General features: G+C 64.2%; 22 protein-coding genes. 10 read left to right on the forward strand and 12 right to left on the reverse strand.

The genetic code is table 11. The features are described from left to right. The first annotated feature begins 196 nt into the window (after window positions 1–196). The 5 genes from tviB to KHO22_RS16740 all read left to right on the forward strand — a co-directional run bounded on the left by tviB (window position 197) and on the right by KHO22_RS16740 (window position 7,502). Window positions 197–1,474 (forward strand): Vi polysaccharide biosynthesis UDP-N-acetylglucosamine C-6 dehydrogenase TviB, encoded by a 1,278-nt coding sequence (gene tviB, locus KHO22_RS16720; protein WP_211948268.1) that lies wholly within the window; start codon window positions 197–199, stop codon window positions 1,472–1,474. Further along, window positions 1,461–2,624, forward strand: coding sequence for an NAD-dependent epimerase/dehydratase family protein (locus KHO22_RS16725; RefSeq protein WP_211948269.1), 1,164 nt, complete (start codon window positions 1,461–1,463; stop codon window positions 2,622–2,624). The genes tviB and KHO22_RS16725 overlap by 14 nt, the downstream gene beginning before the upstream one ends. A 17-nt stretch (window positions 2,625–2,641) precedes the next feature. Then, window positions 2,642–4,669: an asparagine synthase (glutamine-hydrolyzing) gene (gene asnB / locus KHO22_RS16730; RefSeq protein WP_211948270.1), complete on the forward strand. Its 2,028-nt coding sequence runs from the start codon at window positions 2,642–2,644 to the stop codon at window positions 4,667–4,669. Beyond that, entirely contained in the window at window positions 4,657–5,796 is a 1,140-nt protein-coding gene (locus KHO22_RS16735) for a glycosyltransferase family 4 protein (RefSeq protein WP_211948271.1), read from the forward strand. The genes asnB and KHO22_RS16735 overlap by 13 nt, the downstream gene beginning before the upstream one ends. A 71-nt stretch (window positions 5,797–5,867) precedes the next feature. After that, window positions 5,868–7,502 carry a hypothetical protein gene (locus tag KHO22_RS16740; RefSeq protein WP_211948272.1) on the forward strand — a complete coding sequence of 545 codons (1,635 nt, stop codon included), beginning with the start codon at window positions 5,868–5,870 and terminating at the stop codon, window positions 7,500–7,502. An 83-nt stretch (window positions 7,503–7,585) separates the two neighbouring features. Here the strand turns inward: KHO22_RS16740 and KHO22_RS16745 are convergent, their stop codons facing one another. The 4 genes from KHO22_RS16745 to KHO22_RS16760 all read right to left on the reverse strand — a co-directional run bounded on the left by KHO22_RS16745 (window position 7,586) and on the right by KHO22_RS16760 (window position 13,614). Then, on the reverse strand, window positions 7,586–8,911 hold the full coding sequence (locus KHO22_RS16745; protein WP_211948273.1) for an oligosaccharide flippase family protein: 1,326 nt from the start codon (window positions 8,909–8,911) through the stop codon (window positions 7,586–7,588). Between the two features lie 99 nt (window positions 8,912–9,010). Further along, on the reverse strand, window positions 9,011–10,093 hold the full coding sequence (locus KHO22_RS16750) for a glycosyltransferase family 4 protein (RefSeq protein WP_211948274.1): 1,083 nt from the start codon (window positions 10,091–10,093) through the stop codon (window positions 9,011–9,013). Beyond that, complete coding sequence (locus KHO22_RS16755; RefSeq protein ID WP_211948275.1) at window positions 10,090–11,319, reverse strand: hypothetical protein; 1,230 nt, start codon at window positions 11,317–11,319, stop codon at window positions 10,090–10,092. Before KHO22_RS16755 ends, KHO22_RS16750 begins: the two co-directional genes overlap by 4 nt. A gap of 252 nt (window positions 11,320–11,571) precedes the next feature. Beyond that, window positions 11,572–13,614: a polysaccharide biosynthesis protein gene (locus tag KHO22_RS16760; RefSeq protein ID WP_211948276.1), complete on the reverse strand. Its 2,043-nt coding sequence runs from the start codon at window positions 13,612–13,614 to the stop codon at window positions 11,572–11,574. 289 nt (window positions 13,615–13,903) lie between these two features. Between KHO22_RS16760 and KHO22_RS16765 the strand changes: the two genes are divergently transcribed. Then, window positions 13,904–15,100 carry a DegT/DnrJ/EryC1/StrS family aminotransferase gene (locus tag KHO22_RS16765; protein ID WP_211948277.1) on the forward strand — a complete coding sequence of 399 codons (1,197 nt, stop codon included), beginning with the start codon at window positions 13,904–13,906 and terminating at the stop codon, window positions 15,098–15,100. 217 nt (window positions 15,101–15,317) lie between these two features. Next, the gene (locus KHO22_RS16770) at window positions 15,318–16,394 is read left to right on the forward strand and encodes a GNAT family N-acetyltransferase (protein ID WP_211948278.1); all 1,077 of its coding nucleotides are present in this window, start codon (window positions 15,318–15,320) and stop codon (window positions 16,392–16,394) included. Window positions 16,395–16,422: 28 nt separating this feature from the next. Here KHO22_RS16770 and KHO22_RS16775 read toward each other — a convergent pair whose 3' ends face one another. From KHO22_RS16775 to KHO22_RS32735, 4 genes are all read right to left on the reverse strand, one after another. Next, window positions 16,423–17,340 carry a glycosyltransferase family 2 protein gene (locus KHO22_RS16775; protein ID WP_211948279.1) on the reverse strand — a complete coding sequence of 306 codons (918 nt, stop codon included), beginning with the start codon at window positions 17,338–17,340 and terminating at the stop codon, window positions 16,423–16,425. 81 nt (window positions 17,341–17,421) lie between these two features. Continuing rightward, the gene (locus KHO22_RS16780) at window positions 17,422–18,369 is read right to left on the reverse strand and encodes a LuxR C-terminal-related transcriptional regulator (RefSeq protein WP_211948280.1); all 948 of its coding nucleotides are present in this window, start codon (window positions 18,367–18,369) and stop codon (window positions 17,422–17,424) included. Between the two features lie 702 nt (window positions 18,370–19,071). Further along, entirely contained in the window at window positions 19,072–19,389 is a 318-nt protein-coding gene (locus KHO22_RS16785; protein WP_211948281.1) for a YXWGXW repeat-containing protein, read from the reverse strand. Between the two features lie 43 nt (window positions 19,390–19,432). Then, window positions 19,433–19,558, reverse strand: coding sequence for a hypothetical protein (locus KHO22_RS32735; protein ID WP_268914538.1), 126 nt, complete (start codon window positions 19,556–19,558; stop codon window positions 19,433–19,435). Between the two features lie 461 nt (window positions 19,559–20,019). Between KHO22_RS32735 and KHO22_RS16790 the strand changes: the two genes are divergently transcribed. Then, on the forward strand, window positions 20,020–20,163 hold the full coding sequence (locus KHO22_RS16790) for a hypothetical protein (RefSeq protein ID WP_211948282.1): 144 nt from the start codon (window positions 20,020–20,022) through the stop codon (window positions 20,161–20,163). A 164-nt stretch (window positions 20,164–20,327) separates the two neighbouring features. Here KHO22_RS16790 and KHO22_RS16795 read toward each other — a convergent pair whose 3' ends face one another. Both KHO22_RS16795 and KHO22_RS16800 read right to left on the reverse strand, forming a co-directional pair. Further along, complete coding sequence (locus tag KHO22_RS16795; protein ID WP_211948283.1) at window positions 20,328–21,548, reverse strand: cyanate transporter; 1,221 nt, start codon at window positions 21,546–21,548, stop codon at window positions 20,328–20,330. 4 nt (window positions 21,549–21,552) lie between these two features. Continuing rightward, a complete protein-coding gene (locus KHO22_RS16800; RefSeq protein ID WP_211948284.1) occupies window positions 21,553–22,011 on the reverse strand; it encodes a nucleoside deaminase in 459 nt (152 codons plus the stop codon). 174 nt (window positions 22,012–22,185) lie between these two features. On the opposite strand from KHO22_RS16800, the gene KHO22_RS16805 reads away from it, so the two are divergent. Beyond that, the gene (locus KHO22_RS16805) at window positions 22,186–23,070 is read left to right on the forward strand and encodes a LysR family transcriptional regulator (RefSeq protein WP_211948285.1); all 885 of its coding nucleotides are present in this window, start codon (window positions 22,186–22,188) and stop codon (window positions 23,068–23,070) included. On the opposite strand, the gene KHO22_RS16810 is transcribed toward KHO22_RS16805, so the two are convergent. Beyond that, window positions 23,063–23,227 (reverse strand): hypothetical protein, encoded by a 165-nt coding sequence (locus KHO22_RS16810; protein WP_211948286.1) that lies wholly within the window; start codon window positions 23,225–23,227, stop codon window positions 23,063–23,065. The two genes, KHO22_RS16805 and KHO22_RS16810, sit on opposite strands and share 8 nt — an antisense overlap. Window positions 23,228–23,468: 241 nt before the next feature. Here KHO22_RS16810 and KHO22_RS16815 point away from each other — a divergent pair, with 241 nt between their 5' ends. Further along, window positions 23,469–24,158 carry a phosphoribosyltransferase gene (locus tag KHO22_RS16815; protein ID WP_211948287.1) on the forward strand — a complete coding sequence of 230 codons (690 nt, stop codon included), beginning with the start codon at window positions 23,469–23,471 and terminating at the stop codon, window positions 24,156–24,158. A 16-nt stretch (window positions 24,159–24,174) separates the two neighbouring features. Here the strand turns inward: KHO22_RS16815 and KHO22_RS16820 are convergent, their stop codons facing one another. Further along, window positions 24,175–24,681: a LeuD/DmdB family oxidoreductase small subunit gene (locus tag KHO22_RS16820; RefSeq protein ID WP_211948288.1), complete on the reverse strand. Its 507-nt coding sequence runs from the start codon at window positions 24,679–24,681 to the stop codon at window positions 24,175–24,177. Window positions 24,682–24,684: the final 3 nt, after the last annotated feature.

The following is a 24,684-nucleotide window of genomic DNA, read 5'->3' on the forward strand; positions in this document are numbered from 1 at the left end:
CCGTGCAACGTCGCCTTCCACCAGCCGGACGACAGCCGTCCGCAGGAGTCGATCGGCACCCGCGCAGGCGTCGGATCCTCTGTACGGCAAGACACCAAGCCCAGCGCACAAGTCGAAGTCATTCCTCGATAATCCGGGAAAAGTCAACCTGCCCACGCCGCAGCGGTCTTGGCTGGTCACCCCGGAGATCACGGTAATGGACCTGAGCAGTGCACAAATTGCCATCATTGGCCTGGGCTATGTCGGTCTGCCGCTCGCCGTGGAATTTGGCAAACACAGACCTGTCGTGGGCTTCGATATCAACGGCGCCCGCATCGATGAACTGCGTGGCGGCCACGATGCGACGCTGGAGGTTGGCGCCGACGAACTGCGCAGCGCCAGGCATCTCCGTTATAGCAGCGATCCCGCGGAGCTGAAGAGCTGCCAGATATTTGTCGTTACCGTACCCACGCCTGTGGACAGGGCCAAGCGCCCGGACCTGACACCGCTGATTCGCGCCAGCGAACTCGTCGGCGAAGCGATGGCCGACGGTGCGGTCGTGATCTACGAGTCGACGGTGTATCCGGGCGCTACCGAGGAGATCTGCGTACCGGTGCTGGAGCGTTGCAGCGGCCTCAGGTTCAACGACGGGTTTTTCTGCGGCTACAGCCCGGAACGTATCAACCCCGGCGACAAGGAACACCGGTTGCCCGACATTCGAAAGGTGACCAGCGGCAGCACGCCGGAGGTCGCCGACGCGGTCGACGAACTCTACCGAAAGATCATCGTCGCGGGGACCCACCGTGCGAGCAGCATCCGTGTGGCCGAAGCCGCAAAGGTCATCGAGAACACGCAGCGCGACGTCAATATTGCCCTGATCAACGAACTCAGCCTGTTGTTCCACAAGTTGGGCATCGACACGCTCGAAGTGCTCAAGGCGGCGGGCACCAAATGGAATTTCCTGCCATTTCGGCCGGGTCTCGTTGGCGGTCACTGCATCGGCGTGGACCCGTACTATCTGACGCACAAGGCCCAGGAGGTCGGCTATCACCCGCAAGTGATCCTGGCCGGGCGACGCATCAATGACCGGATGGCCATCCATGTTGCCGAAGAGGTGGTCAAGCTGATGCTGCGCCGGGGCATCCCTGTACTGGGCAGCCGCGTTCTTATGCTCGGGCTGGCGTTCAAGGAAAATTGCCCGGACGTTCGCAATACCAAGGCGGTCGACATCGTCACCACGCTGCGCGGTTACAACGCAGAGGTCGATGTTTACGACCCGTGGATCAACGTCGAGCAAGCCGAGGAAGAATACGGTCTCGCATGCCTGCGCGAACTTCCGCGACATGACGAGTACGACGCCATTGTCCTCGCGGTTCCGCACAGCCAGTTCGTTTCCATGGGAGTCCGGGCGATCAAGGCCTTTGGCAAGTCCCACGCGGTGCTGTTTGATGTGAAGGGCATTCTGCCCAGGAGCGAAGTCGATGCACGACTGTAGCCGCACGTGCCCGGCCGACGGATCGGATGCGCCGGAAGCGAGCGAGTTGCTGCCCGAACCGGAAGCCTACGGGAACCTCAAGATACGCCTTGCGGCCACGCCGCGGACGTGGCTTGTCACCGGGGTGGCAGGGTTCATCGGGAGCAATCTGCTCGAGGCGTTGCTGCGGCTCGACCAGCGTGTCGTCGGTCTCGACAACTTCTCGACCGGCCATCGCGGCAATCTCGACGAGGTCAGGGGCTTGGTATTGCCGCGGCAATGGGCAAATTTCCAGTTCATCGAAGGCGATATCCGAAACCTCGAACACTGCCGGCGCGCGATGCGCTTCGAGACGGACCAGTCCTGTGAAAAGGCGGGCGATTTCCGCCCGGTGGAATTCGTGCTGCACCAGGCCGCGCTCGGCTCGGTTCCGCGCAGCCTGGAAGACCCGCTCTCGACTCACAGCGTCAATATCTCCGGCTTCCTCAATATGCTTGTCGCGGCCCGCGACGCCAGGGTCGCAAGCTTCGTCTACGCGGCGAGCAGCAGCACGTACGGCGATCACCCGGGCCTGCCGAAGGTGGAGGAGCGCATTGGCAAGCCGCTCAGTCCTTACGCGGTCACCAAGTACGCCAACGAGCTGTACGCGGATGTCTTCGCCCGTTGCTATGGGGTGCACGCGACGGGATTGCGCTATTTCAATGTATTCGGCCAGCGGCAGGATCCGAATGGCGCGTATGCGGCCGTCATCCCGAAATGGATTGCTGCGCTTCTGCGTGGCGAAGCGGTTTACATCAATGGTGACGGAGAGACCAGCCGTGACTTCTGCTATGTCGCCAACGCCGTTCAGGCGAATCTGCTTGCCGCCCTGAGCGAGCCTCGGGCGGGGCAGGGCGCGGCCTTCAATGTCGCGGTGGGCGACCGCACCACGCTGAGCACATTGTTTCAGCTTCTGCGCGACGGCCTCGTCCCATACGGCATTGCTGCAAACAGTGAGCCCGTCTATCGCGGCTTCCGGGCGGGCGATGTGCGCCACAGCCAGGCTGACATCGGCAAGGCGCAAGGAATCCTTGGATACCGGCCGACGCACCGCATCCGCGAAGGACTGGCTGAGGCGATGCACTGGTACGTGCAGGTGCATCGGGCGCAGGATGCCTGTACTCAACAGTGAGTTAGCGGAAGACAACAATGTGTGGATTCGTAGGAGTACTTGGCGGGTCGCTTGCCCCAGTGGATCGTGCTGCGATGCTTGCCGGCATGGCCGACCGGATCCGGCACCGCGGCCCCGACCATGGTGACCTCTGGTGCGATCACGACGTGCCGTTCGGCATCGCGCACCGGCGCCTGGCCATCGTCGATCTTTCCCCTGCCGGACAGCAGCCCATGCTGGCGGCCAGCGGTCGCTATGTCATCGTATTCAATGGCGAAATCTACAACCACCTGGAGATTCGCGAGGAACTCGAAATGGCGGGGGTCACGGTGCCATGGCGAGGCCATTCGGACACGGAGACCCTGCTCGCCGCGATCGATGCCTGGGGGGCGCAGGAGGCCGTGCGCCGAACCGTTGGCATGTTCGCCTTTGCACTGTGGGACCGCCAGACACGCGTGCTGACGCTGGCGCGAGACCGGCTTGGCGAGAAGCCGCTTTACTATGGGTGGCAAGGCGCAGGCAGGAGCCGCACCTTCATGTTTGGCTCGGAGCTCAAGGCGCTGCGCGCTCATCCTGCCTTTGAAGGTCGTATCGACCGGGACGCGCTCAGGCTGTACATGCGGCACAACAACGTTGGCGGCGCCCATTCCATCTATCAAGGTATCGCCAAGCTGCCTCCGGCGCACCTGTTGACGGTCTCCATGCAAAGTCAGGAGCCCGTGCTGCGCGCTTACTGGTCCGGAGTCACCGCTGCACTGGAAGGCAGGCAGCATCCCTTCGAGGGGAGCGACGAGGAAGCGGTGGAAGCACTGGACACGCTGCTTGCCGACGCCGTGCGCCGCCAGATGATGGCGGATGTGCCGCTGGGGGCATTCCTTTCCGGCGGCGTGGATTCGTCCACTGTGGTTGCCCTGATGCAAGCGCAGTCCTCGCAGCCGATCCGTACTTTCTCGATCGGCCTCCATGGCACGCCTTACAACGAGGCCGAGTATGCGAAGGCTGTCGCGACGCATCTGGGCACCCGTCATACCGAGCTGTACATCACTCCGGAACACGCCCGGACGATCATTCCAGAGCTCCCGGGGATCTATGATGAGCCGTTCTCCGACTCCTCGCAGATCCCGACACTGCTTGTCAGCGAGCTTGCCAGGCAGCACGTTACGGTTTCCCTGTCGGGCGATGCGGGCGACGAACTGTTCGGCGGCTATAACCGCTACCAGATCACCGCAGAACTCTGGCATCGCCTCGCACCTGTCCCGCGCTCGTTGCGCGCTGCGGCGGCATGGGGACTGACTCGTCTCTCGCCAAGCCAGATCAACCGGATCGCGGCATCGCTACCCGTGTCGGCGCGCTGGGCGAATCTCGGCGAAAAGATCCACAAGGGCGCCGGCGTGATGGCCGCGCGTACGGCCGCCGAACTCTATCGCGGCATGGTTTCGCAATGGTCGACACCGGAGGCCGTCGTCATCGGCGGCACCGAGCCGCCCGCACTGCTGGACCAGGCCATGGGACAGCTTGCTCCGTTTTCCGACGTAGAACGAATGATGGCATCCGACATGCTTGGCTATCTGCCCGATGACATCCTGACCAAGGTAGATCGTGCGGCGATGGCGCACAGCCTTGAGACGCGCATCCCGTTCCTCGACCATCGCGTGGTCGAGTTCGCGTGGCGTCTCCCGATGGCCTGCAAGATCCGCCAGGAAGAAGGCGGCTACACCACCAAGTGGGTGCTGCGGCGCGTGCTGGATCGCTATGTCCCGCGCGCGCTGATAGAGCGGCCAAAGATGGGATTCGGCGTTCCGATCGACGTCTGGCTGCGCGGACCGTTGCGCGACTGGGCCGAAGACCTGCTCGATGCCGGGCGCCTGCAGCGCGAGGGATATCTGAATCCGGAGCCGATTCGCAGGCGCTGGTCGGAGCACCTGTCGGGTCGAAGGAACTGGCAGCATCCCCTCTGGTGTGTCCTCATGTTTCAATCCTGGCTGGCAACCGAGGGCGCACGAGGCCACGCGCCGCAGCCCGCTTGCGCAACGGCATTCCAGTGGAGGGCAGCATGCGCTTCCTGATGATCGCAAGCCTGGCGGAGTCGCTGGTCGCATTCCGGGGGCCGCTGCTCGAGGCGTTGCAGGAGCGAGGCCTGGAAGTCCATGTCGCCGCGCCTGACCTGTCGCCGGGCAATCCCGTTCAGGCGGACCTGGAGGCGAGAGGCCTGATCGTGCATCCCGTTCCGCTTGAACGCACCGGCAAGAACATCGTGGCCGACGTACGCACATTGCTGGCACTGCATCGGCTGATGCGGCGGGTCCGGCCGGACTTCGTGATGAGCTACACCATCAAGCCCGTGATCTATGGCATGCTGGCCGCCTGGATGGCGCGCGTACCCAGGCGCTTCGCGTTGATCACGGGACTTGGCTATGCCTTTGGCGACGACAAGAAACGGACGACGTTGCGCGCCGTGGTGAAGCTGATGTATGGAATGGCGCTGGGCCGCGCCCATACGATCTTCTTCCAGAACCCCGATGATGAGGCCCTGTTCCGCAGCACAGAGATTCTGTCGCCTGGCAAACATTCCTGCGTCGTCAACGGATCAGGCGTCGACACGGCAAGCTTCTGGGTTGCGCCGTTGCCCGAGGACGGGCCCCGCTTTCTGCTGATTGCCCGTCTGCTCGGCGACAAGGGGGTGCGCGAGTATGCCGAAGCCGCGCGCCGCATCCGCGCGCGCGGGGCCAGGGCGCGCTTCGGTCTGGTGGGCTGGATCGATAGCGGCCCCGATGCGATCGCACAGCAGGAGCTGGACGCATGGGTAGCGGATGGCAGCATCGACTACCTTGGCCGGCTGACGGACGTTCGGCCCGCCATCGCCGGCTGCAACATCTACGTGCTGCCGTCCTACCGGGAAGGAACGCCGCGTTCCGTGCTGGAGGCCATGGCGATGGGACGCCCGATCATCACGACGGATGCGCCAGGCTGTCGCGAGACAGTCATTGACGGCGAAAATGGCTTGCTGGTGCCGGTCAAGTCGGTCAGTGGGCTGGAGCAGGCCATGTTGCGCCTGATCGAAGACTGGGAGATGGTGGTGCGCATGGGCCAGCGTTCGCGCCAGATTGCCGAGAGCAAGTACGACGTCCATAAAGTCAATGCCACCATGCTGCACGAAATGGGGTTTGACGACGCGATGCCGGTCGTTGACTGAAGGCCTCGGCGTCGCGGCCTCAGCGTACGCGCCGGGGATCGGAAATCCTGACAGTGGGAGCTTGTCCAGCCATGAGCGATCCAAGACGCCGATTCGTGACCGGTCTCGCGCTGAGCGCCGGCACCCTGTTGGCTGCGAAGTCTGCTCCGACAATCGGTCAGGAGGAGTCATCCAGGCCGCGAGCCTCCCGGGACGTGATCAACCTGAGGGAGTTTGGCGCCAAGATGGACGGCTCGGACGAGACCGCCATCCTGCAGGCTGCAATCAACGCAGCCCGCGGGAAGACACTGCTCATTCCCGACGGACAGATCATGGCCGGCGGCGTCACGATGCTGGACGCGTCATACAACAACACGACGATCTCGTTTCTCGGGGAATTGCTGCTCAAGCCCATGCCCCAGGGCCGGCCCAGTTTCGGAGGGGCGTGGGTTGGTCTCCTTATCGGGCGATGCGACGGCGTGAAGCTGGAGTTTCGCGGACACGGCAACAGGCTGCGCCAGCCTGCTCGCGAGCATATATTTCTGGTCGGCATCGCCGGTGCGACGAATCTGGAAATCCCGAGCTTTCGCGCGCGCGAGGTGCGGGGCGATGCCTTGTACATCGGCCAGTCCGACTGGCTGGCGAACAGCGCCAATCCGGTCGGCATCAACATCGGCGTATTTGATGCCTACAACTCGGAAGACGATGGACGAAACGCGCTGTCGATTATCAGCGGGGACAATATCAGCATTGGTTCATTCCGGTCATTTCGCGTCGGCGGCACCATCAATGGGGCGATCATGCCGGGCGGACTTGACGTCGAGCTGGACCACCCCTACCAGTCGGTTACCAACCTCAGCATCGGATCGCTCTCGGTCGTGACCAGTGGCGCCTCGGGCCTCGGAATCAGTGGGAACAGCGAAGGGAACTCGGCCAACGTTGTAGGCGTCTCGGTGGGATCGTTCGTGGTCAAGAACACATGCGCACCCACGGTCAAGGACGAATTCAAGGCCGTGACGCAGACCATCAACCACTGTTTTGTGGTTGGCAACGCCGTCAGGAACCTGATTGCGAAGGGCTCCACGACATTTACGCGTGCGCGCGGCGACGCGGTGATCGTGGCGGATTGCGAGTCCATTCATATCGAGGTCAACGTCCAGCATGTCAGGGAAGGCGCAAGAATCGGCAGCGATACGGGGGCAAGGACAGGGCCAGTCAACAGCAGCATCCATATCAATGCGGACAATACCTGCCAGCGTGGCATCCGCGTGGGCAAGGCGATGAACACGCGTATCAGCGGGAGCGTGGTGAATCCGGAAAAGGGGCACTATTCCACGATTTCCGGGGTGTACCTGCTGAATCCGGAGATGAAGGATGTCGTGCTGTCCGTGGACATCGGCTATAGCCCGTCGTGGACAAGGACTTACCGCCAGGACGGAACAGTGAAGTACGAGAACTGCGCGATCCGGGATTGCGCGGTGAACGGTCCCTACTCCGACTGGACGGTTTGGGTGGGCGATGTCCAACTGCCACGCATCAATGTCCAGGGCATTACCGAGCAGGGCGCACTACCAAAGGGCGGCAGCTGGGCCCGAGGGACCTTCGTGCGCAATACCTCACCATCGGAGCAGGCCGGAAAGCTGTTGCTGGGCTGGGTGCGCCTGACCGATGGCAACGGCACCACCCTTGGCGTCGACTGGTCCCCGGCCTACGCCGTCATGCGGTAAGTCAGCCAGCCGGAGAGCGACCGCGGAACACGGTCTGACCGGACCGTGCTGCGAACGGGTCCGGCCGTTCGTCGCAAGACGGATCAGCCCTCTCGTGCCCCGACGGCTCGATGTACCGGCCATCTCAGGATTCTGTGCAGCAGTCCACTCTCCGCTGCAATCACCAGCAGGATCGCGTCGACCACCAGTCGCAGCACCCATGCATAGGCTGCTCCGGCAATGCCGAATTGCTGAATCAGCACGTAGGTCAGCAAAAGGAATATCGGAAATTCGACGAGATTGATCTTGGCCGTCACGCTGGTACGGCCGGCCGAGTGCAGCAACGCAATGTACATTGAGCCGATCGTAAAGGGTATAAGCCCAAGACTCAGAATCCGGACGATCTCGTCGGCGCCAGGGGGGATAGCCTTACCCAGCCACAAGGTCAGCAGCGAATGCCCGAAAAAGCCGAAGATTGCCGCCACCACTGACATGACGAGCAGCGAGAGCGCGAGCACGATGTAGAACAGGCGCCTGGCGTCGTCCGGTGCACTGACGCGGCGTTGGCTCAGATACGGGAACGCTACCGTGGTGACGGCGCCGATCAGGATAAGGCTTTGCGCGACCATCTCATACGGGATCACATAGGCGGCCGCTGCCGCCGATGAAACGATCGACGCCACAAAAAATCGGTCCGCTGTCGAAACGATCGGGCTAAGCACGCCGCTGAGCGTGAACCATCCCCCGAAGCGGGCAAGCTTGCGGGCGAGGTCGCGGGAGTATGGTGGCGTTGGCGAACCCGGTTTCAGGCCGATGCAGCGCCTCGCCAGCCATCGATACATCCATGCGGCAATCGCTCTCGAAAGCACCAGGCTGAGCACCAGCCAGTAAAGCTTCGGGCTGAAGAGCGCAACCAGGTATGGAATCCCGAAGTTCGCGGCACCGAGCAGCATGCGCAGAATGCTGACGCCCCGGAAGTTCAGATAGGCCTCGTTCACGCCGCGATAGGCCGCGGTGATCGCCTGCAGCGGCAGCGCAAGCGCCAGCAGTGCCATGGCCCAGCGTATCTCGGCCCTCGGCACGTGGTCGACCTTTAGCAGCGCATCGGCACCACAAGCCAGCAGGAGCAAGATGGCAGCGGTGCCCACGAAGCCGGTTATCAGGGTAATGCGCTCAGCGGTCTTCAGTACGCCGGGAATGGAATCATCCTGAGGGGGCGTGGCGCCGCGCAGCGCCGCGATCTGCTGCGTGGCGGCGCGGCCGATGCCGAAGTCCAGGGCTGTCGCATAGCCGATCAACCCCCACGCCAGTGTCAACAGTCCAAACCGCGGTGCGCCCAGGAGCTGAAGCAGCATCGGCACCGTCAGGGCTGCAATCACGACCGGGACACCAAGCCCTACCAGATTCCAGGAAATGTGAGCAGTTCTCATACACGGCGTCCGCGACAAGAGGCATGGGATGCGGACGGCGGCCGGACTTCGGCTTTCGACCGGGAGAACCAGGGCACGACACAAGGAAGTCTTTGCATGTCATCGGACCGAAGCCGCAGCCTGCGACAGCATCGCCGCCATCCTGGGGCCAACCATTTGTACGCAATAGCACTGCTCGACCATGCCGCGCCCGGCGCTTCCCATGCGGTGTCGTCGTTCCGTGCTTTCGAGCAGGTGTGACAACTTCGCGACCCAGTCTGCTTCGCTGTGTGCAAGAAAGCCATTGACACCGTCCTGCACGATTTCCTGGTTGACCCCTACCGGCGAGGCCACCACCGGTAATCCGCATGCCATGTACTGGATCAGCTTATAGCCGCACTTGCCGCGTTCCCACGGGGTATCCATCAGTGGCATGATGCCGATATCGCAATCGCCGATGGAAGCGGCTTCCGTCTCTTCCGTCCATGGTACGCACTCGACTTCGACACCCGGCGCGACGAACTCGCTGCCAATCACGCGCAAGACAAAGCGATGGCGGTCGGCGAGCGAAGCCAGCGCCGTCCTGAGCCCGTCAAGATACCGGACGGTCGAAGGTGAGCCGATCCAGACGATGCGCAGTGGTGCCGATCCGCCTGTGCTCGGTCTGGGACGGATGCCGTACCGATTCAGGTCGATGACTGTCGGGATAATCTCCACCCAGTCCGCGCCGGCACGCCGCGCTCGTTCCGCAAGATACTCGTTGCCTGCCACGACAAGGCGCGCGCCCGACATCAACGCGTCGAGGCGCCCACCATACACGCGCCGAACAAGGTTCGATCGGTGCAGATCATAGACATGGAACTGCGCATCGTCATAGTCCAGTACGTACGGTATGCCTTTGAGCAGGGCACGTTCCAGCCACGCCGGAAGCCAGGGCAGCGCTTCTTTCTCGATCCAGATCAGGTCGAAGTCTCGCTGTCCTGCCAGGGCAAGCAACCGTCTGGCATAGGAACCAAGCAGGGCGGTTATGCCGTAGCGCGAGCGGGCGTACCTCTTGCTGAGGACAGCATCCGGCAGCAGCGGCTGTACGGTCGTTGACAGGCCGGCACGCTCGAACCATGGCAGGAACTGCAAGCCTCGCAGGCGCGACGACGCGCCAAGCCGGCCATACCTGGTCAGCGCCAGGACGCGTGCCCCCGTCATTGCCGAGCTCCGTTGCGGGCGCTGCCCCGATTCAGCAGATGTGCCGTCGGCAGGATGTACATCCACTGGAATGTAAAGGCTTCGACGTAGGGGTTGGTATTGGAAGCCAGGAAGGCAGTAACGAAGCCGGCGAAGAAGAAGATATCCAGCTCCGATAGCCGTCGCGCAGACCATCGGCGCAGGAAGACCACGACGTAAGTCAGGAACGGGAGCAGGTAGATCAGGCTGCCGATCACGCCGACACGCAGGATCGTCGCAACCCAGACGAGTTCATAGCGCCACGGATAGTCGTCGTTTCTCAGGTAGTTGACCCCTATGCCGTGACCGCTGCCGAGTGCCCAGTGGCGTGCCACGCCATCCATCAAAGCGTTGAACTGTTCAGCCCGGGCAGGTCCGCCACCCGATGTAAGTTTCTCGACCATGTTGGAGAAGATATACGGGAGGCTGATATCGTCGAGCGTCATTGCCATCGCCAGCAGGATTGCACAGATGACGAGACCTGTCTGGAGGACGGAGCGGAAGCCCCGAGCTGACCTCGGCGACGCTGCGGATGGGGCCATGCGGGAATTCAGAACAAGACCGAGCAACACGCCGGTCGGGATCGAGATCATGAGGGCGGAACGACCGGACGTGATTGCAACGGCCGCCAGCGCTGACAGGACCAAGACTCTGGCCGCATTGCCGCGTACAAGCCCCGGCGCGGCGAACATGCCGCCAGACAGAAAAATGAAGGAACCGTAGACGTGGATGGTCGCTGCAACGTTGCCCTCAGTCAGGTCGACATTGGCTTCCTTGATAAAAAAGTGCACCGCGTCGTCATAGCCCTGCAGGAACAGATAAAAGAACAGCGGGACCGTCGAGACGCACAGCATCATGAACACCATGATCCAGCGTCGGAACGCCTCGTCGTCGAGAAGGTTCGTCAAGCCGGAGACGATCAGTATCCACAGCAGCGGAGACAGGATGTAGATGATGACCGTCTGTTGTACGGCTTCCTGGACCGCACCTGCCGACAGGCCCACGAGGATGTAGAAGACGGTAACCGCGCAGGACAGGAGATAGAGCGACAGCAATAGTTGGAAGTTGCGGTTCAGCCGGATATTGGGCAGCGCGAACACCGCGCAAAGGACCAGGCAGGCGGCAGTTGCGTTCTGCATGGAATTGGGTATGACAACCGACAGAAAGAATAGGACGATCGAGCCCAATAGCAGGAGGATCTTGAACATTTCGATTCGGTGCCCTGTGGACGTCTTGGCGCAGCATGCCACCATCTCACCTGCCATTATGGGCAAGGAGGCATATGCGTTGAGGTTCAATTGGTGCGTCGCCGAACGAATGGCGTCGGCAACCGGGGACCATGGCCTCAGTAACGGAGCGTGCATGGGAAGCCGTGCAGGAGAACTGCTACTTTGAGGGTTCGCGCGCGCGGTTCGATGCGCGCAATCGCCAGGCTTGTGCCGCGCCGCCGATACACGCGATCAGCCCGTACTGCCACCCCCCATCGCACTGGCTGCGGGTACCTGTTGGTCGGCATCTTCGCCCAGCAGGCCGCGCGCAGCGATTTTTCGTATGGTGGCTTGCAGGATGTCTTGGGAATCGCCAGCGGAGATCAGCTCTTCTGGTGGGGAGCGGACCTCTTCCAAAGAACTATATGGTGCGTACTCTGGCACGATCGACTGTACTGCCGTCTGGATCGCCAATTCGTCGCGCGATTCGCAGGCAGCAAACAGCTGGTCGAGCTTCCGGTGCAACTCATCCGCGCCGAGAAACGGCTCATGTGAGCACATGATGCGTTCGTGCTCGCTGGGCGTGACGTCGTCACTGATCAGCAACTCCTCGTAAAGCTTCTCGCCGGGGCGCAGGCCGACGAACTTGATTTCGATATCGCCACTCGGATTCTTGCGTGTGCGCTCGACGAGCCCGGACATTTCGATCATTGTGCGCGCCAGTTCGACGATGCGCACGGGTTTGCCCATGTCCAGCACGAAGACTTCGCCGCCCCTGGCCATCGCCCCAGCCTGGATCACGAGCTGCGCAGCTTCCGGTATGAGCATGAAAAAGCGAATCACGTCCGGGTGCGTGATCGTGACCGGGCCGCCGGAGCGGATCTGGCGCCGGAACAGTGGTACGACCGAGCCCGATGAGCCGAGGACATTGCCAAAGCGCACCATCGCGAAGGTCGTTCGTGTGCTTGCCCGGGCTGCGGACGCCTGGAATACCAGCTCGGCCATGCGCTTGCTTGCGCCCATGATGTTAGTAGGGCGCACGGCCTTGTCAGTCGAGACGAGGATGCAGGTTTGCACCCCGAAATGATCCGCCAGGGTGGCGATGTTGAGCGTGCCCTGTACGTTGTTCCGGATGCCTTCGGGCATGTTCTCTTCAACCAGGGGAACATGCTTGTAGGCTGCCGCATGATAGATCGTGTCGATCTGCTGGCCGCGCATCGTCGCGGCAAGGGCTTCAGCATTGCAGACGGAACCAATCCGGCTGAGCAACTGCAGCCCCGGAAACTTCTGGCGCAGTTCCTGTTCGATGCGGTAAAGCGCAAACTCGGAATGGTCGAGCAGGATCAGTTTGCGGGGGGACTGAGTCGCGATCTGGCGACACAGTTCGCTGCCAATGGAGCCGCCCGCGCCCGTGACCAGCACCACTTTTCGATGGGTGCATTTGGCAAAGAGCTCTTCACGCGGCGGCACGATATCTCGGCCGAGCAGGTCCTCGATCTTGATGTCGCGGATCGATTGCATGGTGATCTTTCCGTCCACCAGCTCGAGCAACGTAGGCAGCGTACGGACGCTGACGCCGTATCGGTGCAGCTTCTCTACGATCTGGCGGCGACGGTTGATCGAAAGAGAGGGAACCGCAAGGACCACTTCGTTGACGCCAAGCCGATGGATGTGCTCCTTCATGTTGTCGCTGAAGTACACGCGCAGATCGGCAAAGATCTTTCTGTCCAGGCTGTAGTCGTCGTCAAAGAAGCAGACGGGCTTGTGTCCTGTGCTGCGGCGCATGGCGCTGACAAGCTGGAAGCCGGCCTCTCCGGCGCCGAAGATGGCCGCCTTCACGACGCTGGTCTGGCTTTCGCCTTCATTGCGTTGTCTGGCATGACTGAGAATAGCGCGGGCAACGAAGCGGGAAATGACCACATAGGCAAAGGCAATGAACCAGTAGATCAGCAGGCCGGTGCGCGGAAGCTGGCTGAAGTTCACGAGGAACGAAAGGGCGTACGTCATTCCGACCAGGCAAGCCAGGCTGCCGCCCGATGTCCATAGCACCTTCAGGTCGAAGTAGCGGACCACCATGCGGTAGAGCCCGCTGTACGTGAACACAGGGATCGTGCACGCGGCGATGATGAGCGACGGCGCGATGCCGTATTGCTCAAGCAACGCGGTGTTGCCGGCTCGCAGGAACAAGGCGAGCGAAAAACACAGCGGCAATGCCACGAGATCGGCGCAGACCATCAAGGCAATCTTGCCGCGTCGCGGAAGGGCGGTCAGCCAGTTCGAAAGGTAGGTATTCATGCCTCGGCGGCTCCCGCTGCGTTCTTCTCAAGTTCGTTCTTCTTGCACGCGTGACCAAGGCCGCGGCGGCCCCATGTGTCCATGTTGCTTCCCATGAAGCAATTATTGTTTTCGCGGCGTGTGCTGCAATGCGTAAACGTGCGCTTCCGAACGCACGGGACGGCCCGGCCGAGGCAGTATGGCGTGGAGGTTCTCTAGGTACCGACTCTGGTCGCTTGCAACGGTCGCCATGGTGGCGCTTCCAGATTGCGGTTCGACTTCCAAGAGGAAGGAAAACTGGGACACAGACATGCTGGATACGCAATTTGCCCCCTGGCCCAGCTTTACAGCTGACGAGGCCGATGCCATCCGAGAGGTACTGCTCTCAAACCGGGTCAATTACTGGACCGGCTCTCTATGTCGGGAGTTCGAAACCGAGTTTGCCCGCTGGACAGGCGCTGCGCACGCCGTCTCGCTCGCCAATGGCACGCTTGCGCTGGACGTTGCGCTGAAAGCGCTGGACATCGGGTCGGGCGATGATGTCATCGTGACGCCGCGCACCTTCATCGCCAGCATCTCCAGCGTGATCAATGCGGGCGCCCGGCCAGTCTTTGCGGATATCGAACTGGATAGCGGGAACATTTCCGCTGCAACCATCCGGGCCGTCCTCACGCCGCGTACGCGTGCCATTGTCTGTGTGCACCTGGCCGGACTGCCATGCGAGATGGATCCGATCATGGCGCTTGCACGCGATCACGGCATCAAGGTGATTGAAGACTGCGCGCAGGCACACGGAGCGAAGTACAGGAACCGTGCGGTGGGAACCATTGGCGATGTGGGCGCATGGTCATTTTGTCAGGACAAGATCATGACGACCGGCGGCGAGGGTGGGATGGTCACCACCAATGACCGCGAACTGTGGTCGCGCATGTGGTCATTCAAGGATCATGGCAAGAGCTGGGAGGCCATCTACGAGCGCCAGCATCCGCCGGGCTTCCGCTGGGTGCATGACTCGTTCGGCACGAACTGGCGGATGATGGAACTGCAGGCCGCGATCGGCCGCATTCAGCTTGGCCGGATGCCCCAGTGGCATTCGCGGCGCACGGATCACGCAGCGATGCTGGCGGAGGCCTTGCGGTCATGTGCGGCATTGAGGTTGCCCGTATGTCCTCCCCATATGGAGCATGCCTGGTACAAGTTCTACGCCTTCGTGCGGCCGGATGCGTTGCGCGAAGGATGGAGCAGGGACCGGATGGTGGCAGAAATCAGTGCACGAGGTGTGCCGTGTTACGCCGGCAGTTGCTCCGAGGTCTATCGGGAAAAGGCGTTTGAAGGCACCGGGTTGAGACCCCAGCAAAGGTTGCCGGCGGCGCGCGAACTCGGTGAGACCAGCCTCATGTTCCTCGTGCATCCTACGCTGACGGAAGCTCACATGCGCAAGACGGCCGAGGTCGTTGCAGAGGTGGCATCCCAGGCGGCGCTAACTGACGCGACCGCGGTCCTCTGATGGGAGGGGCACTGCAATTTACCCTGCAGGATCGATGGTGCCGGAGCGGACTATGCAATGGTCGGAAGCGACAAGGAGGGACTACTATCGTGAGATGGGAGTCGATCTGCAGGCAGAACGTCCCGTGATGGCTGTTGATCGCATTGTCCCGATGCCGGCACGTGGCATGCTCACTGACCATGTCAGCGGTTCATGATGCGATTTCGGGGGGAAGAAGATGATTCGAGTCACAATCCTGGGGTCCTCTGCAAGGGAATGGTTGGCTGTGCTCAAGCGCTGTTCGCACGACTGTTACCATCTGCCGGGTTGGATGCGGGCAGCCGAATTTGGCGACGGCGGCAAGGCATGCGCGGTCTACGCTACCGATGGCGAGAATGAATTGCTCGTGCCCATCATACGCAGAGAGGTCGACGCCGGCGGATGGGACGCCGTGTCGCCATATGGATACGGCGGACCGGCTGTCAGTGATGCCGTTTCGCAGGACTTCCTTGATCAGGCGATGGCTGCAATTGTGAACCGCCTGCGGGAAGCAGGCTGCATCTCCTGGTTCATACGGCTGCATCCTCTGCTGAACGTGGACTGGCACAGCGCCGTGGGAGAACTCGTTGAGCAAGGCAGGACCGTCTCGATCGACCTTGCCAAGACAGCGGAGGAGCACTGGCAGGAGACATGCAGCAGTCACCGACGAAACATCCGGAAGTCGCTGGAAGCAGGCGTGACAGCCCGCATCGATCAGGATTTCGAGGCGATGCCGACGTTCATCAAGTTATACAGACAGTCGATGGAGCGGCTGGACGCCGCGGACTACTACCATTTCGACGATCGCTACTATGAAGCTCTGACGGGCGGCCTCGGAGCCAGCCTCAAGCTGTTTGTCGCGGAGGAAGGCGGGGCCATTATTGCTGCCGCGCTGGTCACAGTCGCGCGCGCGGCCGGGATCATTCAGGCCCATCTCTATGGGATGGACGAACGATACGCCCATCGCCAGCCCCAGAAGATCATCACACATGCCGTGCGCGCCTGGGGACGCGAATCCGGTCTCAAACGCTTTCACCTGGGCGGCGGCGTCGGCGGCTCTTCCTCGGATTCCCTGTTCCACTTCAAGAAGGGGTTTTCTCCCGACACCCACGCCTTCCGGACACATCGGGTCATCGTCCATCCGGAAAAATATCTGACGCTGTGCGGGGGAGACAGGTCAGTGCTGTCCGACATGACGCGCTACTTCCCCGCCTACCGGCGAGAAGCGGCCACGGTCGATGCCGGCGGCGGCAGCGAAGCCCTGGCGAACGGTTGAAGCCGTTGTCCGGCGAGCCGGGGGCGGGCTACGCCGCCTTGCCTTCCCGGCCGAGGCCGGATCCGGATGGCGTGCTTTCGCGCAACAACCCGCGGATATGCTTGAGGGTACGCCAGGCAGTGCCGGCGCCTTGCAGGCCCTGGGTCCGCACATGCCGGCACAGGATGTCGCCCGATGCGAGCAGGACGAATGCCAGCGCCGTCACGGAACGGTGGCGAAGACGCTGATAGCCGCGAAACGTCGCATAGAACCGCGAGGCATCGTTGAGCTCGGCCTCCTCGGCGGCAGCCGTCGTGGCGAGACTCCGGTTCACCGCACTCGGCACCAGTTCAATGCGATGCCCTCGTTCATGCACAGCATGATCGACCAGTTCCACGGTGTCATAGCCGCAGGAGAGCTGTTCATTGAAGCGCCCATGCTCGAACAGCTGGCGCGGGAACACCGCGCAATGCAGCACCACCGAATTTGGCCGTTCACCACATCGGTATTCGGGTGACGGATAGCCGAGGAATGATGCCTTGCAGGGCCTGCAGCAGCGACCGCCCCGCATTTCCATGCCTGTCAGGATCAACGGCGCCACCGTCTCCCCAACCTGGGCCCGGTGGATATAGTCATCCGCGATCCGCTCGGCCATCTGCTGCAGGAAGGTCTCGCCCAGCAGGGTCATGTCGTCGATGAACAGCACGTGCGAGCCGGTCGCGGCGCGCACGAGCCGGTTGCGGTTTGCCGCCGGCGTGCGCCGTGGGCCTTCGAGATACGGGATCGCGGCATACTGCTCGCGCATCATCTGCCGCGTGTCGTAGTTGCGGCTGTCGTCGGACACCAGGATCTGGTGCGGCGGCATGGTGGACTCCAGGACCGAGCGCAGTGTTTCGCGCAAGCCGTCCGGATTGTCGCGCGTGCAGATGCACACGGAAAACGTAGGCAGGAAAGTGCTGGCGTGCATGGCTGACCCCTTCGGTCCCCGGCATGGCCCGGGGCAGCGCCGGCCCGCTTGTCTCGCGGGTCTCGGCGCCGGTGCTGGCGTTCAGATCGTCGGGCTTGCGACTTCGTAGACGGCCGCTTCGCCGTGGCGTGCGATCACGGGGCGCATGCTGCTGTCCCGCGTGACGCGCTCGTCGCCGCTTACCCATTCGAGCGTGGCGCCACGCTGCAAGGCGGCGTAGACGGCCTCGCCCTTGTTGCGCACCTTGAGGCGCTGGTAGAGCGTGCAGGCATGGCTCTTCACCGTGGCCACGGAGATGTTCAGCATGCGGCTGACGGTCTTGATCGGATAGCCGCGCGCCAGCAGCACCAGCACTTCATACTGGCGCGGCGTGATCTTGAGCATCTCGGCTTCGTCGTAGCTCGGTTCGGCCTCGGCATGCGGCTCTTCGACCGGGCGCGCGCTGCCCGACAATGGCAGGCCGGGCTTGAGACCGGTGAGGTCGCGCACGGCAACGTTGCTGCGCAAGGCGCTGCGCGGAGAGCTGGCGCACGTGGCCAGCGAGAGCTGCTCGGGCGGCGCCGCGGCCGGCAGCGGCGTGGCGGACGCGAGCGATTGCGTGACTGGCATGGCCGGACGCGATGCCGACGGCAGGGTGCCGGTCTCGGCGCTGAACAGCAAGCCCTGCACGGAGGAAACCGCGAGCCGGATGGCTGCCTCGATGACCGCCAGCGATGCCGATTTGGGCAGGCATCCGCATACACCGCGCGCGCTTTCGGCGTCAGGCATGTGCAGCGGCAATTGGTCGGCGAGGATCAGGATGCGCTGGGGCGAAAGCAACTCGCGGGCGACCTGCAGTTGCGCCCATCCGATGCGTGTGTCGGTGGGCATGCCGAAGACCAGCAGGTCGGCGTTGTGCGGCACATTGTCGTGTCGTCCGAGTTCGTCAGGCGCGAGCGCTGCGACGTGACCGGAATCCTGGATGTTCTCGAGCATCTGCAGCAGCCCGAGACGGAGCAGAGGATGCTCCTCGATCAGCAAGGCGTTCATTTGTTTCACTCCCCGTTACTCGGGAGGGAATGCGGGCGCTTTGCGTATGGGGAGACATTGCACGGCAAGCGGACGCGCGCTGCGGTCCGCTGACTGCCCTGACCCCCGTGCTTCCATGTCCGGCCTGTTCCGTTTTCTGCTCGGAACTTGTCGGCGGCTGGAAGATGACCCGAACCCAAACCCGAAACTTACTCGCTCCTAAATCGGCTTAAAACCATCTTATGGGGTGGTGGTATGGATTGCAAGCGGCGCTAATTGGCGGGGGGTGAAGGATGAATGAAGGGGACTTCATAATACGCGCCCAAAATCCCTCCATTTGGTGGGGGAATGTTGTGAGAGCGCCATGCAGACGGGCGTTGGCAACCGTATCACATCTGAGACATCACTTTGCCGAATGGTTGCAGGCGTGCAACCGATTTGATTATTCAGGGGCTTGCCGTGCCGAGTTTATAACCCCTTCGGGGGGCAAGAGAAAATCAAGGGATATTTAGTGACGCAATTATGAAACGACCTCATTCGATCGTATTTCTCCATATTTGCGCCGCTCGCTGCGCACGCCCGGACACGCGATCTAATGCTTCTGGATGAGAGAGGCTTGCCACCTCGGGATGAGGCCGGAGCAGCGTGCGGCACAGCTGCTGCGCAGGCTTGCCACCAACCTGGACGGGCCATGTCAGGCGAGGCAGGTTGGTGGGCCGCGCGTCAGCGCGCCCAGTAGCCGGGGCGCATGACCCAGCCATGCGGGCTTCGTACCCAGCGGTCCGGCACGTAGCGTTGGCCGGGTCGCTGCGCCTGCCAGTAGCCGCCGCGCCAGTCATAGTGGCCGCCGCGGGAGGCCCAGTGGCCGGGCACCCACGCCTGGCCCGGCCGTGCCGGAGGGCGGGGCTCGTAGCGCGGCGGCGGCGGCGGGTGGCCGTAGGCGTAGGCGCCGGGACCGTCGTGGGCTTGCGCGGGGCTGAGCAGGCCGAAGGTGCCTCCGGCGGCGAGGACGGCTGCGGCGAGAAGGAGCTGGCGTTTCATCGTGGTTCTCCTGGTGTCGGGTTGACGGACCGGGCGGTGTCCATCAGTAGCGGTCGTGGTAGTGGTAGTAGCGGGGCGGCGGGCCGCCGCGCGGCGGTACCACGATGCAGGCGGAAAGCAGCGCTGCGGTGGTGGACAGCAGCACGGCCAGGCAGAGGGCGCGTTTCATGTCGGGCTCCGGATCGTTCGCGTTGAACACGGCTTCAATGTAGCGACGCGGCCCCGCGCTGCGTGCTTGCACTTGTAAGTCTGTCTCACATGACGCATGCGTTGCGCGGCGCCCCGGCTGCTTCGGGGAATGGCCCGCAAAGCCTTGCCGCACAAGGGTTCGGTGGTGGCATGCCGGCCTGGTCCGAGTGCCTGCCCTTTCCCTGCAAGGGGTAATGTGGCGTTACATCGGAAATAAACCTTGCAAAGGATTTGGCGGGGGGCGCCTCGCAGCATGGCCCGCGTGCTGCCATGGTGGTCGCGAAGTCGTACGCAGAATTGGGTACGCCCGGCACGGTCGTGCGTCAGGTTGGCGCAGGATTTCCCTGGTCCGGTGCCGCGCGTGGTCCGGGAAGGCGCCAGGGCATTGGCACGAAGCTTGCGCGCGTTGTGGCGTTCCCCGCCAGCCATGCAGGAGGTGCCATGCCAGTCATGCTCATCGTGCTGGCCCTGCGCATCGTGCAGGGGCTGACGCCGGCTGCGGGCGCGCTGTTCGCGCTGCCGCCCAACACCGGGCCCGATCCGGCCGATGTCAGTGTGGCCATCGAGCGGGCCATGCCGCGCTGAGTGGCGGGCCGGCCAGCGTGTGAAGCCCTCCCGGGACGCCCTTTTCGCTCGACAACGCAGACGTCATGAACGGCAGCGCGAGCCCGGCCCCAATGGCGACCGCGTGCACGATGCCGGCTAGATCCTGCCGTACAAGAGCTGTTGAGCCGTCGACGGGCGGCCGACTACGCCGGATGGGCCGCGGCGCCAGCCATGGACCTGGCGTAGCGCTCGGGATCCAGACGCATGGTGAGTGCGGCCACGAACGCCACGCAGCCAAGGTGGTACCACCATCCGATCACGAAATCGCCGGAGTGCGAATGCAGTGCCGCGGTGATCCACGGCGCCAGTGAGGCCAGCAGGAAGCCGCCACCCTGCATCAATGCGCTCAGTGCGCCCGCGCCGTCGGGGTCCGGCAGGTGGTCGAGGGCCACCACCAGGTACAGGGCGAAGCAGCCGCCCAGTCCGGCGCCGCCGATGGCAGCCCAGGCATAGGGCGACCATTCGGGCCACAGCGCCAGGCCGGCAAAGCCCACGGCCTGCATGGCCAGTGCCGCGGCCATCCACGCGCGGCGGTCCTGGCGGCTGGCTGCGAGCGTGGGCAGCAGCAGCGCGGCGGCGGCCTGGGCAACCGCCATCGCCGCCACCAGGCTGCCGCTGCGCGCCACGCTCCAGCCATGCTGCTGGTAGAACGGCGCCAGCCATGCCACGAGCGAGGCATAGCCGCCGTTCATCGCGCCGAAGCAGGCCATCAGCATCCACGTGCGGCGTCGGCGCAGCAACTGGCTGGCCGGCCGGTGCGCGGCGCGGGCGGCGGGCCCAGCCGTGGCTGCGGCCGGCAGGGCCCGCCAGGCCAGGACGAGCGCTGCAGCGATTGGGAGCGCCCACCAGGCCAGGCCTTGCTGCCAGGAACCGGAAAGGTCCGAGATCAGCGGAGCAAGCTGCGCCCCCAGCGCGCCTCCGCCCATCAGCGCGGCGGAATACAGGCCCATGACCGGGGCCACGCGCCGGGGGAATTCCTGCTTGATGATGCCCGGGAAGGCTGCCTGCACCACGGCCACGCCAAGGCCGCACAGGGCCGCGGTGGCCACCAGGATCGCGCCGTCCGTCGCCAGCGCGCGCAGCGCCGATCCCGCGCCGAGCACGGCCAGCGCGGCCAGCACCGCCCGGCGTGCTCCCAGCCGCTGGCGGATGGCCGGTGCGGCAAACGCGCCGGCGCCCATCAGCAGCATGGGCAGCAGCGTCAGCCACGCCATGCCTTCGTAGTCCAGTCCGGTGCCGGCGCGAATGATGGCGGCCAGCGGCCCGACGGCCGTCAGGAACGGCCGCAGGTTCAGGCCGATCGCCACGACCGCGGCCAGGATCAGCCAGCGCGGTGGCGCGCGGTGCGATGCGTCGAACGGCATGCCTTCAATCGCGCGGCGCGCGCGAGCCGTAAAGCTGCGCGGCGGAGATATCCACCGGCACCCGTTGCAGCGGCAGCGGCGGCGGCACCAGCGACAGGCGCAGGGCCTGGTAGGCGGCTTCGCTGGACAGGCCGTAGGGGGCGGCGTCGTCATTGTCAAAGGCGTAGTAGACCGCCTGCACGCCGGCCATGGTCATCGCTGCCAGGCACATCGGGCACGGATGTCCGCTGGCGTAGACCACGCTGCCGCTCAGGTCTGGCCGGCCGAGCTTGCGGGCGGCGGCGCGCACGGCTTCCATCTCGGCATGGGTGGTCGGGTCGTGGCTGTGGACGATGTCGTTGACGCCCGTCGCCACGACTTCGCCGTCGATCGCCAGCAGCGCGCCGAAGGGGCGGCCGCCGCGGCCCCGGTTGATCAGGGCCAGGTCGACCGCCTCGTGCATGAGTTGTTCGTGGGTTGCCATAGCGTAGGTAAAGTAAGCGCCGGCTCACCGTGCGAGGGCACTGTCAAAGCGGCCCGCGCGGATGTGGCGCGGATAAGGGAGATAAGGGAGAGCCGTCAATCTACGCCCTGTCTTGGCGATTGGGAAATTAAATGATGAAATCTCCATTAGTGGAAAATCAAATACCTCATCACCGTGCATGACGCCCGCCTCGATCCCGCGCTGTTGCAGAGCTTTGTCGCCGTTGCCGAGAGCGGCAGCTTCACGCGCGCGGCCCAGCGCGTGCACCTGACCCAGTCGACCGTCAGCCAGCAGGTGCGCAGGCTGGAGGAGCAACTCGGCTGCGAATTGCTGGACCGGGGTGGCCGCTACGTCACCACCACGCCCGAAGGCGAGCGCCTGCTGGGCTATGCGCGGCGCTTGCAGCAGTTGATGGCGGAAGCCGTGGAGCAGGTGCGCCAGACCTCAGGCCAGGGCGAGATCCGGCTGGGTGTGCCGGAGGATTTCGCGGCGCAGCCGCTGACCGCGGTCCTGGCCGGGTTTGCGGATACCTGGCCGGGTATCCGGCTGGAGGTGACCAGCGGGCTCAGCCACGATCTCTGGCAACGCTTCCAGGACGGTGAACTGGACCTGGCACTGGTCAAGCAGCGCGTCGGCCATGCCGCCGGGGTGGCGTGCTGGCCCGAGCCGCTGGCGTGGATCGACAGCCGCACGCGCCCGGCCGTGGCGCGCGACCCGGTGCCGCTGGTGGCGTTCCCGAGCGGCGGCCTTTACCGGGGCGAGATGACGCATGCGCTCGACGCCAGCGGGCGCCGCTGGCGCATTGGCTTCGTGAGCGCCAGCCTGGCCAGTATCAGCGCGGCCGTGGCCGACGGCCTGGGCATCAGCCTGCTGCCGCGCCGGCTGGCGTCGGCGCCGCATCGCCTGCTTGACGACCAGCCATGGCTCGGCACCGTACCGGCCATCGAACTCACGCTGCACGCGCAGCCGGAGCCATCCGCCGCCGCGCGCGACATGATGGAGCGCCTGGTCGCGCTGTGCGACCAGGCCATGGGTGTGAACCCGGCGCCACTCAGCTGAAGAACTCGCGGAAGTACTGTGTGCAGGTGCCGGTCTGGCGGAAGGTGTAAGGCAGTTCGACCATGGCGGCCGCATCCAGCGAACCGAACGGGATGTCCGGCTCGTTGTCCAGGCGGGCAATGTCTTGTTCGTTGCTGGCAGGGTGTTGCGAAGTCATGTCAGGCTCACTGGTGGCGCGGCCGTACTGGCCGCCTCGACGATCCTGGCGGGGTTGCCGCCTGACAAACATGCTAGCGGGCCTGGCCGCGGCGATCAGCCTGCCGCAGTGCAACACACTGTTGCCGTATCGGATCCAATGCGAAGCCGGCCCATGCCGGCGGAGCGCGAACTATAGTGGCTGAGGGGTTTCCATCCTGCCCCGTGTGCCCGTCACGCCGACCATCCTGCAGGAGCGCGCCATGCCAATGCCGCCGTGCTTTGCCGACCGACGTGAGGCCGGCCTCTACCTGGGGCGCCGCCTGGCCGAACTCGGTGTCGGCCAGCCGCGCGATGGCACTCCCGCCCTGGTGCTGGCGCTGCCGCGCGGCGGCGTGCCGGTGGCGTTCGAGGTGGCGCGCGCCATCGGTGCCCGCCTGGACGTGCTGCTGGTGCGCAAGATCGGCGCGCCGGGCTACCCCGAACTGGCGCTGGGCGCGGTGGTGGAAGGCGATGCCGGACGGGACTCGCATACCGTGGTCAATGACGATCCGTGGGTACAGCGTGCCGTCGAAAGCGGATCCTTCGATGCCGAACGCGGGCGCCAGCTCGACGAGATCGTGCGGCGCCAGCAACGCTACCGTAACGGCGCGCCGTTGCCGCGCCTGGCGGGGCGCACGGTGATCGTCGTCGACGATGGCGTGGCGACCGGCGCGACGATGCGCGCGGCGCTCGAAGGCGTACGCATGGCCGGCGCCGCGGAGGTGATCGCCGCCGTGCCCGTGGGCTCCGTCGATGGCCTGGCCAGCCTGGAAGCCGCCGCCGACCAGGTCATCTGCCTAAACACGCCGGCGAACTTTGGCGCGGTGGGCGCCTTCTACCTGGACTTCACCCAGACCAGCGACAACGAAGCCCTGGCGTTGCTGCGCGACGCGGCGTCGTGGCCGGCCTGAGCGCCGGACAGGCGCGTCAGCCGCGTGCCAGCCTGGCTTTCAGATGCGGGATCAGCCCGCCCGCGCCCAGGATCTCGCGCAGGAACGCGGGCACCGGCTCGCAGGCGACGGTGGTGCCATCGTCCAGCTGCAGCACGGCATTTTCCAGATCCACGGTGGCCGTCGCGCCATCCGCCAGGCGGCTCGTGTCCGGGCAGACCAGCACCGGCAGGCCGAGGTTGATGGCGTTGCGGTAGAACAGCCCGCCAAACGACGGCGCCACCACGGCCCGTACGCCCAGATGGCGCAGCGCCTGCGGCGCCTGCTCGCGCGAAGAGCCGATGCCGAAGTTGGCACCCGCTACCACCACATCGCCCTGGCGCACATGGCCTGGGAATTCCGGACGCAGGCCTTCGAGGCAATGCGAGGCAAGGACTTCCGGCGTGGCCTTCATCCATACCGCCGGGGCCATGGCGTCGGTATCGATGTTGTCGCCAAAGCGCCAGATGCGGCCGGCGGACGCGGGAAGGGAGGGCTCGGTCATGCG

Source organism: Cupriavidus yeoncheonensis (genome assembly GCF_905397275.1).
Lineage (GTDB): Bacteria > Pseudomonadota > Gammaproteobacteria > Burkholderiales > Burkholderiaceae > Cupriavidus > Cupriavidus yeoncheonensis.